Source organism: Schaalia sp. Marseille-Q2122 (assembly GCF_903645355.1).
Classification (GTDB): Bacteria; Actinomycetota; Actinomycetes; order Actinomycetales; family Actinomycetaceae; genus Pauljensenia.
The window spans coordinates 274,005-288,049 of record NZ_CAHJXR010000003.1 but is presented as its reverse complement, the minus strand read 5'-3'; the positions used below and the strand labels follow the sequence as shown (position 1 = coordinate 288,049).

The window sequence follows — 14,045 nt, the reverse complement described above, 5'->3', positions numbered from 1 at the left end:
AGTTTCCCCAAGGCTTCACACCCCTTTTGAGAGGACAATTACCTCCTATTCTTCACACGCCGCACGTTCGTCAAACTCACTCCACTTCCGAGCCTCCTGCGGGCTCCACGCAACCTCCGCGATCGCCAGCAGGCGCGGGAAGATCAGCCTGGCAGCATCCGCAGCGCCTCGAACGGTTTCGCTCCACAGGCAGGCCTCCACACCAATGACCTGCCCACGCAAGGCAGGGGGAAAGACCTCAAGAGGATCCCACTCGTACGTTTGGCGAGTTGGCAGCCCCTCTGGGCAGGCCCAGGTCAGCCCCAGCACATCCTCAAGACGGATCTTCTGATCGAGGTAGACATGCCGAGCATCAGAGTTAATGATCCGCAGCTGGCGCTCCCCAGCAGCCTCCAAGAGGCGCTCCACCTCCCCCGCCGCACCATAGTTCCACAATTGGACGCTGTCGGTAGCAGACTCAAGGGCCATCGCCCCTTCTTGCCAGAGGGTGACGCGCTCAAAACCGCAGGTTTTAGCCAGGGCAACCACGCGGGCGACGACCTCGTCATAGGTGTCCTGCCCGAGGGTGCGCAGCATTTTCAGGGCCTCATCCCCACCCAGATGCAGGTGCTCACCACCGAAAATGGCGCGCACCTGAGCCATGACGTGGCGGGCAAAACGCCAGGTGTCCTCATTGCCAAAGTCAAGGTAGGAGTGGCCCACCTGCCAGCGGGTCCACGGCGCCACGCCCTCGCCCTCGTCGCAGGTCGAGGCGCCCGCCGTGGCAAGGTGAGGAAGGGCGTGGAGAACCACGTGGTTATGGCCGGGGAATTCCAATTCGGGCACGAGGCGCACATGCAGATCAGCAGCGTAGGCGACGAGGCTACGGAGTTCGGCTTGCGTGTAGTAGCCGGGAATACCTGCGGCGATACTCTCAAATCCGGCGTTCATGGCCACAACCTCGCTCATGGCAGCACCGGGGATGTCAAAGCCCGGGTCGCTGCCCGGGTTGCAGGCGGTCAGGCCGCCCACGCGGTGCAAGGCGGTGTAGTCGGTGGGATCGTCGGCTTCGCGGCCCTCGTTCGTCATCTCCATGCGCCAGCCCTGGTCATCAACAAGGTGCAGGTGAAGGACGTTGATTTTCAGCGAGGCCACCGCCGCAATGAGATCACGCAGCGCCGAGACGGGCAAGAAGGAGCGGGCCACGTCAACCATGAGACCTCGGTGCGCAAAACGAGGGGCGTCCTCCACGAGGCAGCCCACCTGGAGGGCACCACTACCGGCCAGGGCAGCCAGGGTATGGCCCGCGTAGAAAAAGCCTGCGGGGGTGGCGGCCTCGGCCTGCACGACAAGCGCGGCTTCCTGCCCGGCGGCGGAGGCAGGGGTGGGCAGGCAGCGCAGGCGGTAGGATTCCGCACCCACGCCCTCATCAGTGAGGGTCTCAACCCGGAAGTACTCCGCCTTCTCCCCATCCACGACAGTGGCGGGACACAGGGAATCTCCTGCGTCCTCCCACCCCCGGAGGCGAAGGGCAGCGAGGATCTCAACCCCGGCGTTAGCCTCGTCCTGCAGATCGCGCGCATTCTCGAGCACCCACCGCATGCTCGACGTTGAGGCGCTGCGGGCCACCCCATTGATGACGGCGGGTAGAGGGACGAGGGCGGCGGGGATGCGAGCAGTGAAAGGGCGTGTGTCAGCGGATGCGGAGGTTGAGGTCGACATGGTGTGCCCCTTTCGCGAAGAACACAGCGCCAGTACTGTGTGATTTGTCAGAATATGGCATAAGAATTGCTCGGGCAACACTGTCACGCGAACGCAACCCGGCCGCACAACCGCAGCGCACATACAAGGGCCGCAGCGCACATAAAAGGGCGGCACCGCCCCCAACAGGAGACGGCACCGCCCCGCAGTTTCAGGCGGGAAGAATCACTCAGCCCAGACGCTTTTGCAGATTCTCATCCAAGGCTGCGAGGAATTCCTCGGTGGTCAGCCACGGCTGATCCTCACCCACGAGCAGCGCCAGGTCCTTCGTCATCTGCCCGGCCTCAACGGTCTTGATGACGACGTCTTCGAGGGTCTGGGCGAACTCCGTGACCTCGGGGGTGTTGTCGAGCATGCCACGGTGGGCAAGGCCTCGGGTCCAGGCGAAGATCGAGGCAATGGGGTTGGTGGAAGTGGGCTTGCCCTGCTGGTGCTGGCGGTAGTGGCGGGTGACGGTACCGTGGGCGGCCTCTGCCTCAAGGGTGCGCCCGTCAGGGGTCATGAGCACCGAGGTCATCAGGCCCAGCGAACCAAAGCCCTGGGCGACGATATCGGACTGGACGTCGCCGTCGTAGTTCTTGCAGGCCCAGACGTAGCCGCCTTCCCACTTAAGGGCAGAAGCCACCATGTCGTCAATGAGACGATGCTCGTAATGCAGGCCAGCAGCTTCGAATTGCTCCTTGTATTCACGCTCATAGACGTCCTGGAAGATGTCCTTGAACTGGCCGTCATAGGCCTTGAGGATCGTATTCTTCGTCGACAGGTACACGGGGTAGCCGCGCTTAAGGCCGTAGGCGAAAGAGGCACGAGCAAACTCGGTGATGGACTCGTTGAAGTTATACATGCCCAAGGCGACGCCACCCTCTTCGGGAATGCGCACGACCTCGTGAACGATGGGTTCGGAGCCATCCTCGGGGGTGTAGGTCAGGGTGATGGTGCCAGCACCTGGGAGCTTGAGATCGGTGGCGCGGTACTGGTCGCCGAAGGCGTGGCGCCCCACGACAATGGGCTGGGTCCAGCCGGGCACGAGGCGGGGAATATTGTCGATAATGATGGGCTCGCGGAAGATGACGCCGCCGAGAATATTGCGGATGGTGCCATTGGGGGAACGCCACATCTTCTTAAGGCCGAATTCTTCGACGCGCGCCTCGTCGGGGGTGATGGTGGCGCACTTGACGCCCACGCCGTGTTCCTTAATGGCGTTGGCGGCGTCAATGGTGACCTGGTCGTCGGTGGCGTCGCGGTTTTGGATGGACAGGTCGTAGTAGCGCAGATCCACGTCTAGGTAGGGGTGGATGAGGCGGTCTTTGATGAACTGCCAGATGATGCGGGTCATTTCGTCGCCGTCAAGTTCGACGACAGGGCCGACAACCTTGATCTTCGCCATTGATGCTCCTCGGTTGAGATAGGACGCGGGGTCTTTTGCCCCGACACAGCCCCAAGATTACTCGATATCGAGATATCTGTCAGGGGGCTGCCACATTCACGTAGGGCGAGAAATAGACTATCGCCGCGGCAATGGCCAGAAGCAGGGCCGTGTCGGCAATACGATTCCGGGAGGAAAACCACGGTCGCCCTGGAGTAATGGCGCGAAGAATAGCCACGATCGCCAGAAGGGCCGCCACACTGAGCACGCTGGGCGAGGCAGGCGACCGCACCACCAGCGAGACCACAGCGATCGTCGCAAAGCGCGCAGCCACGTGATGCGGGGGCGCAGGGGGAATAAAGGAGTGCTTTTCCATCACTCTGAGCTTATCACCGCCACTCACACATCGCCCCTCAACCTCGCCCTCAATCCCCACCTTCAACCGCGCGAGCGCACCCTCGCACGGCAATGGGCCCTAGAGCCCTTTCCCCCTTATTGATCGACACTCACGCCTCCCTGAAAAGCGCCACAAAATTGAGCGTTTTCACTTTCGATATGACCAGAACCGCAAACTAAACGACGCCCAGGAGCGATATCATGGAAGCACTGTGACCGCAGCGGCCACACCTCGTCGCCCGCATCGTCAGCGACGACTCACGTCCTACGCATGACACCCTACGCAAAGGAGCCCCCGTGACTTCCCGCTACATCGTCATCCAGCCCGGCATGAACGATCTCGCACACCAGGTGAGCAACGAACTCGCCACCCTGCTGGAGGCGCGCGGCGGATTCACCCGCGTCAACCCCCTCGACTCCATCAAGGGCTCCTGCCCCATCGCCAACCTGCCCACCGCCGTGCAGGCCGTGCGCGACATTGACAGCGACTCCGTCCTCATCGACGCAGGCGAATTCTCCGTTTCCGCCATTGACGCCTTCGGCTGGAACCTCGACCTTGCAGCCTCCACCGGCGCGCGCGGCGTCCTCGCCCTCGACGTCGAAGGCGCCTCCGAATCCCTCATCTCCGCTGAGATCCACGGCGCCCGCGCCCGCGCCCGCCGCCACCATGTCACCCTCGCTGCTGTGGCTCTGCCCGCCGCCATCGCCGCACAGGTATCCGTCGACGGCCTTGCCGTCCTGCCCCTGCCGCTGACCGAGGCCTCCCTGGCCGCCCTCGACGCTGTCGAACTGCCCAGCGTCGTCACCCCCCTTGCCTTCCAGGCTGACCTCATTGAGCGCGCCCGCGCCGACCGCAAACGCATCGTCCTGCCCGAACCCGAGGATGACCGCGTTCTCAAGGCCGCAGCCGAGGTTCTCGAACGTCAGATTGCCGACGTAATCCTTGTGGGCGACGAGGCTACCGTCCGCGCCCGCGCCGCTGAACTCGGCCTCAACATTGACGCCGCCTCCATTGTCTCCGTCGACGACCCCGCCTACAACGAAAAGTACGCCGTTGAATTCGCTCGCCTGCGCGAAAAGAAGGGCGTCACCGTTGAGCAGGCTCGCGAAACGGTCAAGGACGTGTCCTACTTCGGCACCATGATGGTGCATATGGGTGATGCGGACGGCATGGTCTCCGGCGCCGCCCACACCACCGCTCACACCATCGTCCCCTCATTCCAGATCATCAAGACCGCCCCTGGCGTCTCGATCGTGTCCTCCATCTTCCTCATGCTGATGAAGGATCGCGTGTGGGCCTTCGGCGACTGCGCTGTCAACCCCAACCCCACGCCCGAGCAGCTCGCGGACATTGCTGTCACCTCGGCGCGCACCGCCGCCCAGTTCGGCGTGGAGCCTCGCGTAGCCATGCTCTCCTACTCCACCGGTTCTTCCGGTTCGGGCGCAGACGTTGAGGCCGTTATCGAAGCCACCCACCTGGCTCGCGAGAAGGCCCCTGAGCTCGCCATTGAGGGCCCCATCCAGTTCGACGCCGCTGTGGACGCCGACGTGGCCGCCACTAAGCTGCCCGACTCCCCCGTTGCCGGCAAGGCCACCGTCTTTGTTTTCCCAGATCTCAACTCGGGCAACATCGGCTACAAGGCCGTGCAGCGCTCCTCCGGCGCCGTGGCTGTGGGCCCCGTCCTGCAGGGCCTCAACAAGCCGGTGAACGACCTGTCCCGCGGCGCCCTCGTCGAAGACATTGTGAATACCGTCGCCCTCACTGCCGTTCAGGCGCAGGGCTGAGTATCCTGAACGCCTCACCTTCTTTTCAGCTATTAACCCCTGAAAGGCACGTTCCGTGACCCAGTCTGTTCTTGTCATCAATTCCGGCTCTTCCTCGCTGAAGTACCAGCTCGTTGACCCCACCACCGGCGCCTCCATCGCCAAGGGCCTGGTCGAGCGCATCGGCGAAGAAGACGGCCATATCCGCCACCACTACGGCGTGACCACCGTTGACGTTAACGAAGCTGTGCCCGACCACGAGGTCGGCCTGCGCGAGGTCCTGCGTCTCTTCAACGCCGTCGGCCCCAACCTCAACGACGCTCATATCGTCGCCGTTGGCCACCGCGTCGTGCAGGGCGGTAAGTACTTCTCCGGCCCCGCCCTCATCACAGACGAGGTTCGCCGACTCATTGACGACCTGTGTGCCCTCGCCCCGCTGCACAACCCCGCCCACCTCAAGGGCATTGACGTGGCCCGCGAACTCCTGCCCGACATCCCCCACGTCGCTGTCTTCGACACCGCGTTCTTCCAGTCCCTGCCGGCCGACACCGCGACCTACGCCCTCGACCGCGCCACTGCGGAGAAGTACGCCATCCGCCGCTACGGCGCTCACGGCACCTCCCACCAGTACGTGTCCTCCCTTGTGTCGAAGATGCTGGGCCAGAGCACCCTCAAGCAGATCGTTCTTCACCTGGGCAATGGCGCATCCGTCTCCGCCATTGACTCGGGCCATGCCGTTGACACCTCCATGGGCCTGACCCCGCTGGAAGGCCTGGTCATGGGCACACGTACCGGTGACATTGACCCCGCTGTTGTCTTCCACATTCAGCGCCAGTCCGGCATGACCGCCGACGAGGTCGACACCCTCTTTAATAAGAAGTCGGGTCTGAAGGGCCTCACCGGCGAAAACGACATGCGCGCTGTGCGTCAGATGGCCACCGAGGGCAATAAGGATGCCCGCCTGGCGCTGGACATCTACGTCACCCGCATCATCAAGTACATCGGCTCTTACACTGCAGAAATGGGTGGCGTTGACGTCATCTCCTTCACCGCTGGCATCGGCGAGAACGATGCCGCCCTGCGCGCCGAGGTCTGCAAGCGCCTCGCTCCCTTCGGTGTCGAGCTCGATAAGGATGCCAACCGCGAGCGCGTGTCCGAGCCCACGACCATTTCCACGAGGAATTCCTCCGTGCGCGTCATGGTCGTCCCCACCAATGAGGAGCTCGCTATCGCCCGTCAGGCAATGACCCTGATCTGAGTGCAGTAGCTGGGGGTGAGTGCGTCTCACTTCATCCGAAGGGACCCTCACCCCAGCTGAACGCCTATGTGCAGCTCAATGCGCCTTGCTGCTAGAGCATCGCTGGTAACTCATTGCTGCTAACGCATTGCTGTGTGAGCCTGTGGCCCTGGACCTACCGGTCCAGGGCCACAGTGTTAGGCTCGCAGTGCCCTCCGGCCCCGCGCACTCTGGAATGCCAGACGATCATGCAGTCAAGGGCGTGTGCAGGCGTATGCTGACTGTGCCCTGCGCTATCTTCTCGTTGTCTCCGGCCCACATCGAGGTCAGGTCTGGTACGACGGCCGCGTGGATGATCCCCACCAGGTTGAGCCGGTGCGTGATGATTCAGGCGCGCCGCTTAGTTTTTACCGCTGGTTCATGACTTGGCTGGAGGAGCAGGAGAAGGACCACACTCTTAGGTTCCGAAACGATCAAGATCCCGTGATCTGAAACCATCCCTCCCCCATGCCTACATCTGTTCTGCTCAAGTGCGGGGAACCTGTCGCAGACTCTCACTTTTTGCTCTACCTTTCCCCCTCGTCCGCCCCATGTCTTTCGATGAAGCGCGCCATGCCCGGGACGGTGAAGGCGAGCTTTCCGCGTTCGGGAGCATAAATGGCGCCCTTCTTAATAAGGGATGCCCTCGCTACACTCCATTCAGAATAGGCCCCTCCAAGGGAAGCAATCACGTCTGAGGTCTCGATGACGCCCTGTCCAGCGTCGACCATGGCACGCATGTATCGACGTTCTTTCTCAGTTGCTCGATCCCAGCGAGAAGGAAAGAAGCCGCGGTCAAGATGTTCAAAACCGCGATACACCGCTTCCTGAGCATCACTAATCGAGAACTCCTTTTCGTGGGCTATATCCCAGATCTGCTGCCCAAACACTTGAAGGAAGAAGGGGTAGCCCTCTGCCGCGTCGATGAGGTATTCCACGGCAGGATCACTGTAACGGGCTCCACATTTTTCTGCTGGTTGAGCAAGCGCTAGTCGCGCTGCCTCTTCGCTCAGTGGCCCAATTACCCGATAGTCAAAAAGACGTTCCGCATAGGAGCGCGCACTACTCAACGTTGCAGGAAGCGTTGGCAGACCTGCTCCGATGATGAAGAATGGCCACCCGTCCTGATGGGCAGCATGCTGTACCGCAAGCAATGAGCTCAGGAGCTGGGGTTCAAGTTCTTGCATTTCGTCAATAAAGAGGGCGCACCCCTTTCCCGACCCCTTAAGAGGTTCCACCACTACCTCTACAAGGTTCGATAGGCCAATCTCTAGTGTCACCGAATTCCGGTTCTGAGAAGAGAAATCAACCTCGATGCCAGCACCAAGCAACTGCACTTTGAAGGATGAGACTCCCGGAAGGAGAGAATTCAAGGATTTCTTGATGCGCTGGTTTCTACTACGCAGGAGAGCCCTTTCGAACTCTTCGGCCAGCCTTAGGTGATTTCCAGCATCACCCTTTTCTTCGCTGCGCCCTTCAAATTGGATTGTAAGCCAGTTATGCTGCTCGGCTTGATGCCGAAGCTGGTTCAACAAGACGGTCTTTCCAACTCCGCGGAGGCCCGAAAACACCAGACCTCGATTGGCAAGATTTCCCATACCAACGCGGATAATTAACGTGTCGAAGCGTTCAAGCTCACTGGAGCGACCTGCCAGGAGCGGCGGCATCAACCCTGAGCCCGGATTGTATGGATTCAAGGCAGGATCCATGTCGACTCCATTCTTTCATGGCAGGCTTCAAGCAAGACCACCCTGAGTATACGACACTATATCACTGTATATAGCATAATATATACTGCCATATAAAGCGATATAAAGACGCCTACACTTCTTTGAGCGCGCCGACCTCCCCTTCTCCACGCACAGCCAAAAACAGGCACAATAGAAGCAGTGCTCACACAAGGGCTACCCCAACGATCTGCGGATCACTCAAGCATCAGGGGTGAATTCGCTGCCAGTAGATAGCCCCCGCGGCACCCCCGCAAGTGACAGGCCACCAGCAGCCGATACCTCAGGAGACCTTGTGAACTTCCATTCCCTCTACGACCATGGTTTTGCCCGCGTCGCCGCCGCGTCGATCCCAGTGCACCCAGCTCGCCCCGAACTCAACGCTGACGAGGTCATCGCCGCCGCGACGCTGTGCTCGAATGCGGGCACCGCTGTGGTGACCTTCCCGGAACTGTGCTTGACGGGCTACTCCCTGGATGATCTCTTCCTCCAGTCGACCCTCCAGGATGAGGTTGAGGCTGCCATTGTGCGCGTCGTGGAGGCCTCCCGTGATCTGCTGCCCCTGCTGTGGGTGGGTGCTCCCCTGCGCCACGGCAACCGCCTCTATAACTGCGCCCTGGCCATTCACCGCGGCACAGTCTTGGCCATTACCCCGAAGCGTCACATCACGAACTACAACGAGTTCTACGAGAAGCGCTATTTTGCTGCTCCCACCGACCCCTTCCCGATGACCATTGACCTGCCTTTCCTCACTCCCGCAGGAGAGGAAACCCTCACTGTCCCCTTCGGCACTGTGGTCCTATCTGCCGAGGACGTACCGGGTCTGACCGTCGCAGCGGAGATCTGCGAGGATCTGTGGGTGCCAACCCCGCCCTCGACTATCGCGGCACTGCAGGGCGCGCACGTCCTCGTCAACCTATCTGCCTCACCGGCGACGGTGGGCCGCGCTGGCGAGCGTTCCAAGCTGGTGGCAGCAACCTCGTCGCGCCTGAAGGCCGCCTACGTCTATGCTGCCGCAGCCGAAGGTGAATCCACGACGGACCTGGCCTGGGATGGGCACACCATGGTGTACGAGGCTGGCACCTGCCTGGCTGAAGGTGAACGCTTCTCTCACAATGGCGCGACCTTTGCTTTTGCTGACGTTGACCTCGATGCCCTGGCGAACTCGCGCGCCCGCTACAACTCCTTCGAGGACAATGCCCACAGCGTCATGAGCCCCACAATGGGGATCTCCACCATTCCACCAATCACCTTCCGCCTGGACCCACCCCGCAGAGATTTGGGCCTCATCCGCGAGATCGAGCGTTTCCCCTTCGTCCCCTCCGACCCGGATCTGCTGGAGCAGGAGTGTTGGGAGGCCTACAACATTCAGGTCTCGGCCTTGGCGCAGCGCCTGCGCGCTATTGGTAACCCCAAGATCGTCATTGGCGTCTCGGGCGGCTTGGATTCCACGCACGCGCTGCTGGTGGCCGCCCAGGCAATGGACCGCCTGGGCCGCCCTCGCACGGATATTCTGGCCTACACGCTGCCGGGCTTTGCCACCACCGATCACACCAAGTCCAATGCCTACAAGCTCTGCGAGCACCTGGGGACCTCTTTTGAGGAGATCGACATTACCCCGGCTGCTCGCCAGATGCTCGCCGATATGAAGCACCCCTTCTCCGATGGTGCCGACCTCTACGACATTACTTTTGAGAACGTCCAGGCAGGCTTGCGCACGGATTACCTCTTCCGCCTGGCGAATCATCATCGTGGCATTGTGCTGGGTACGGGTGACCTCTCCGAGCTGGCCTTGGGCTGGTGCACCTACGGTGTGGGCGACCAGATGAGCCACTACGGGGTGAACGCCGGAATCCCCAAGACCATGATCCAGCACCTCATCCGCTGGGTGATTGCCTCGGATTTGTTTGGCGAGGGCGCCTCTGCGGTGCTTGATTCGATCCTCAATACGGAGATCAGCCCCGAACTCATCCCCACGGTTGAGGGCACGGCTCCCCAGTCCACGCAAGCCAGCATTGGCCCCTACAACCTGCAAGACTTCACGCTCTTCCACTTCCTGCGCCACGGCGCACGTCCCTCGAAGATTGCTTTTATGGCGATGCACGCCTGGGGGGATGCGACGGCTGGCCGCTGGCCGGAGGGCTTCCCAGAGGAGTCGCGCGTGGCCTACTGCCTGGGGGAGATCGTGAAATGGGAGCGCGTCTTCCTGCGTCGTTTCTTCACCAACCAGTTCAAGCGCTCAGCGATGCCCAATGGCCCCAAGGTGCTGGGGGGCGGTTCCTTGTCGCCTCGCGGGGATTGGCGGATGCCCTCGGATGTGTCGGGGGCTGCGTGGCTGGCAGAATTGGACGAGGCCGTGGCCGGCTTGGAGTTGGGCGAATAGTAGCCGACTGCTCGCGGGGAGTTTGCGCTCAGCTTGTGCCTGGCTTCTGCCTCGTTGAAGGAGAGAGAAAATGACGATTCTTGCCATTGTGTGCGCCGTGCTTTTCGTGTTTGCTGCGGTGCGTTTTGGCCTTCTCGCCCACTATGCGCGCACGGACGCGCTGCCTTTTGAGTCGTCCATGGGGATTCGGGCCCGCGAGGTCCGCTCCGATGTTGACACGTGGAATAAGGCTCACCGGGCGGCGTGGCCGATCTATGCTGCGGCGACAGGTGTGTCCGCCGGGCATGGCGTGGCCTGCGCCTTAGCGCCCTGGGCCTCGGGCATTAGCATGGGTGGTTTTCTGGCGGTCATTGTCGGCGCTGGCGTTCTCGTGCTGGTCGCTATGTCGATTCTGGCGGAGAAGGCTGGCGTGGCTACGGTGCGCTGACGGGGTCAGCGATGAGTAGACTCTCATGTTCTCCACCTCGGAGCTGGGGCGCCTCCGCGCTGACGGGGGCTTTCGCCTGCGGAGGCCCCAGTAGTTCCTCTGTGACGAGGAGGATGCGCAGGAGGACGATTGTTTTCCTCAACAATCGGGGGGCTGGTTTGCAGGCCGCGTGGGTGCGGGCGGGCATGCCGTCTGAGGCTCATGCGCCCGGTGCAGGCGGGCCTGGGAACGCGCGGCTTCTTGCGCGTCGCGCCTTTGTGCTCAAACCTCCGCGTGCTTCACGCGCCGATGGCCGCCGTTATCTTGAGCACCCGTTATCTCGCCCTGCCCGCCCTGCATCTGTCCTGCCCCTCCAGTCGGCAGATCGCCCTTCTCGGAGGATCCCCCCGCCTCTGACGCGCGGGCAGGTGTTCCTCAAGCAGCTTGGAATCTACCTTGCTGGTGGCGCTGTCTTGACCCTCGCGTACGCTCTCTTCATGCTGGGGTTGCGCTGGTTTCCCTTCCTACCGGGGATGGCGAATCTTGAGGCGGCGCTGACCCGGGGCGTGACAGTTGGCACGCTTCTCCCCCTCGTCTGGCTCGCTCTGTATCCGATGACCTTCCTGCTCGGCCAGTATTTCTATGCTCCGCGAGGCTGGCGGGGTCCCCTGTTTGTCACGATGGGCGGGGTCATCGGTTTTCTTCTCCTTCTGACGCTGGGACCCGTGGGGTGGCTCAAGGAATCCGGCGCAGTTCTGCCGCCCGGAGCCGCGCTCATCGGTCAGTTATGGGCGATAGCCTTGGATTATCGCCATGCTCACCCGCATGGACGGCAGCTGCCGCGTCCTGCAGGAGCGCCCTCCTCACAGGCATCATCGTCTGCGCCGACGGGACGCTAAAAGCGCCACTCATCCGCCGTGCTGTGGCCGACGCGCATGGCGTGGGCCGCGCCAGCCGCTGAGCGCCCGGCGCGCTCGTGGCCTCGCAGGACGAGGGCGGTCAGGGCGATGAGTAGGCCCGCAATGGGCAGGACAATCATCGCTGCCTTGAGTGAGGTTGCGGCGACGATGAGGCCAACGATCGGCGGAGCACAGAGGAAGGCTAGGCGTCCCAGCCAGGTGACAACGGTCAGCCCGGTTCCCACGGGGAGTCCAGGAAGGTCGTCGGCGGCATTCATGGCGATGGGGACGCTCGCTGCGCAGCCCAGGCCGGCGGCAGCCATACCGATGAGGGTGGTGGGCAGGGAGGGCCAGAGCAGGGCGAGGCTCATGCCCGCCGCGATGAGGAGGCCGCCTGCCTGCAGGGTCGCGCGTGAGCCAATGCGGGCGATGACCCCGTCGGCGAGGAAGCGCCCAATGGCTTGGGCGGCGAGCATCACAACGAAGGCTGAGCCTACGGCCGCGCCATTGACGCCCAGGAAGTCACGCAGATAGAGGGCGGACCAGGTGGAGGAGGCGTCCTCGATAAGCATCCCTGCGATGGACATGAGGGTCAGGGCTGCCAGGAGGATGCCGACGGGTAGGGCGATAGTGGCGGCGTGGGAGGATGCCTGCTCAGCGTCGCGGGTCGGAGCCTCGTCCTGCCCACCCTGAGCCTCCTGATCATGCTGGAGGGTGGCCGATTGGTCGGCGTCTCGGCCTCGCAAAAGGAAAGGCTGGACGGCCAGGCCCAGGGCGACGAAGCACAGGGAGGAGGCGATGAGGTGAACGGACAGGGGCAGGGCAAAGCCAACGGCGAGGGAACCCAGGAGGGCGCCGCACATGGCGCCAACGGACCATCCTGCGTGGAAGGAATTGATAATGGGCCGACCGTAGTGTTTTTGGACGCGCAGACCGTGGGCGTTCTGGCCGACGTCGGTGATGGCGTCACTGGCTCCGGCGAGGAAGAATGCGGCCGCGAACAGAAGGTAGGTGATCCAGCTCAATGCGCTGCTGGCGGCGCTGGCGTTGAGGGCCGCAAAGAGGCCGACCATGCTCATCATGAGACCAACACCCACGGTTCCCATAGCTGCGGTGCGGGCTGAGGAGAAGCGCCGGATGATACGCCCGGCAAGGGGACCTGCGGTGATGGCGCCAAGGGGGAAGAGGGCAACTGTCAGGCCGTAGACCGGTTCGGAAAGGCCAAAAATGTCTTTGATCTCCGGGAAACGTGGGACGGCCGCAGCAAAGAGCGCACCGTTCGTCATAAAGAGCGCGAAGACGGCGACGCGGGCACGTCGCAGAAGAATTGCGCGATCCGGTGGCTGCGCGAGTGTCATGTGCTCTGTCATGTGGGGTCTCCTCAGGAGAGCTTGGGGCGCTGGACGTGGAGTTTTTCAGCGAGGGGGCACCGTTGGCGGGAAGGGTACTAGGCTCTGTCTTTGCCTCCCCGTGGCCTTCAGGTTCCCACTGGTCCTTAGACGCCTATGGCTGTAAAGATCATGCCGCCGATCCACGCCGAGGTGGCCACCAGGGCCGCAAGCAACTCGATGACAATGGATAGGCCGACGATCTTCAGAGCCTCAAGGGTGGCTTTCCACGCATCTTGAGGGGATTGAAGGCGCAGGTATTCCACAACGTAAATGACGGCGACCAGGCCAACGATGAAGCCCACCACGGGGATGACAAAGTAGCCGACGACGGCGCCGACCAGTCCCCAGATCAGCGTCGAATTCGGGATGCCCGATTGGGCGAGTTTCCTTCCTGGGATGACAAACTTTGCCACGAAAGCGACAGCCAGGATAAAGAGGGCGAAGGCGAACACGCCCCAGGCCAACGGGGTATTGACATGAAACGCCCACAGTAGGATGCCACCGGCGACGAAAGGGCCGGAGGGCCAGATTTGGACAACGGCGCCGACGATACCGGCGAGGACCAAAAGACCACTGATAAGGATGATGAGAAAAGAGGCACTCACTGTGGGCACGCTCCGTCATGAGGAGGAACAAAACTTCCTCCATCCTAGAGGGAAGCGGGACTCTTCACCCTGCGTGACTCTTCCCCCTGAAT

At 62.2% G+C, this 14,045-nt stretch carries 11 protein-coding genes; 5 read left to right on the top strand and 6 right to left on the bottom strand.

Translation table 11 applies throughout. The features are described 5' to 3' along the window. Positions 1 to 45: 45 nt before the first annotated feature. From HWX48_RS03755 to HWX48_RS03745, 3 genes are all read right to left on the bottom strand, one after another. The gene (locus HWX48_RS03755) at positions 46 to 1,701 is read right to left on the bottom strand and encodes a family 20 glycosylhydrolase (RefSeq protein ID WP_175954762.1); all 1,656 of its coding nucleotides are present in this window, start codon (positions 1,699 to 1,701) and stop codon (positions 46 to 48) included. Positions 1,702 to 1,909: 208 nt separating this feature from the next. Then, positions 1,910 to 3,127, bottom strand: a complete 1,218-nt coding sequence (locus HWX48_RS03750) for an NADP-dependent isocitrate dehydrogenase (protein WP_175954760.1) — start codon at positions 3,125 to 3,127, stop codon at positions 1,910 to 1,912. A 79-nt stretch (positions 3,128 to 3,206) separates the two neighbouring features. Further along, a complete protein-coding gene (locus HWX48_RS03745) occupies positions 3,207 to 3,509 on the bottom strand; it encodes a hypothetical protein (protein ID WP_175954758.1) in 303 nt (100 codons plus the stop codon). 323 nt (positions 3,510 to 3,832) lie between these two features. Here HWX48_RS03745 and pta point away from each other — a divergent pair, with 323 nt between their 5' ends. Next, positions 3,833 to 5,287 (top strand): phosphate acetyltransferase, encoded by a 1,455-nt coding sequence (gene pta, locus HWX48_RS03740; protein WP_175955035.1) that lies wholly within the window; start codon positions 3,833 to 3,835, stop codon positions 5,285 to 5,287. Positions 5,288 to 5,342: 55 nt separating this feature from the next. Further along, entirely contained in the window at positions 5,343 to 6,524 is a 1,182-nt protein-coding gene (locus HWX48_RS03735; RefSeq protein ID WP_175954756.1) for an acetate/propionate family kinase, read from the top strand. 545 nt (positions 6,525 to 7,069) lie between these two features. Here the strand turns inward: HWX48_RS03735 and HWX48_RS03730 are convergent. Beyond that, entirely contained in the window at positions 7,070 to 8,251 is a 1,182-nt protein-coding gene (locus HWX48_RS03730) for an ATP-binding protein (RefSeq protein WP_175954754.1), read from the bottom strand. Positions 8,252 to 8,564: 313 nt separating this feature from the next. Here HWX48_RS03730 and HWX48_RS03725 point away from each other — a divergent pair, with 313 nt between their 5' ends. The 3 genes from HWX48_RS03725 to HWX48_RS03715 all read left to right on the top strand — a co-directional run bounded on the left by HWX48_RS03725 (position 8,565) and on the right by HWX48_RS03715 (position 11,957). Continuing rightward, a complete protein-coding gene (locus HWX48_RS03725) occupies positions 8,565 to 10,652 on the top strand; it encodes an NAD(+) synthase (RefSeq protein ID WP_175954752.1) in 2,088 nt (695 codons plus the stop codon). A gap of 70 nt (positions 10,653 to 10,722) precedes the next feature. Continuing rightward, entirely contained in the window at positions 10,723 to 11,079 is a 357-nt protein-coding gene (locus HWX48_RS03720; protein WP_175954749.1) for an SdpI family protein, read from the top strand. A gap of 113 nt (positions 11,080 to 11,192) precedes the next feature. Beyond that, positions 11,193 to 11,957 (top strand): hypothetical protein, encoded by a 765-nt coding sequence (locus tag HWX48_RS03715; RefSeq protein WP_175954747.1) that lies wholly within the window; start codon positions 11,193 to 11,195, stop codon positions 11,955 to 11,957. Here the strand turns inward: HWX48_RS03715 and HWX48_RS03710 are convergent. Continuing rightward, complete coding sequence (locus tag HWX48_RS03710) at positions 11,954 to 13,327, bottom strand: MFS transporter (protein ID WP_217701581.1); 1,374 nt, start codon at positions 13,325 to 13,327, stop codon at positions 11,954 to 11,956. The two genes, HWX48_RS03715 and HWX48_RS03710, sit on opposite strands and share 4 nt — an antisense overlap. A gap of 125 nt (positions 13,328 to 13,452) precedes the next feature. Further along, the gene (locus HWX48_RS03705; RefSeq protein ID WP_254872944.1) at positions 13,453 to 13,953 is read right to left on the bottom strand and encodes a DUF456 domain-containing protein; all 501 of its coding nucleotides are present in this window, start codon (positions 13,951 to 13,953) and stop codon (positions 13,453 to 13,455) included. Positions 13,954 to 14,045: the final 92 nt, after the last annotated feature.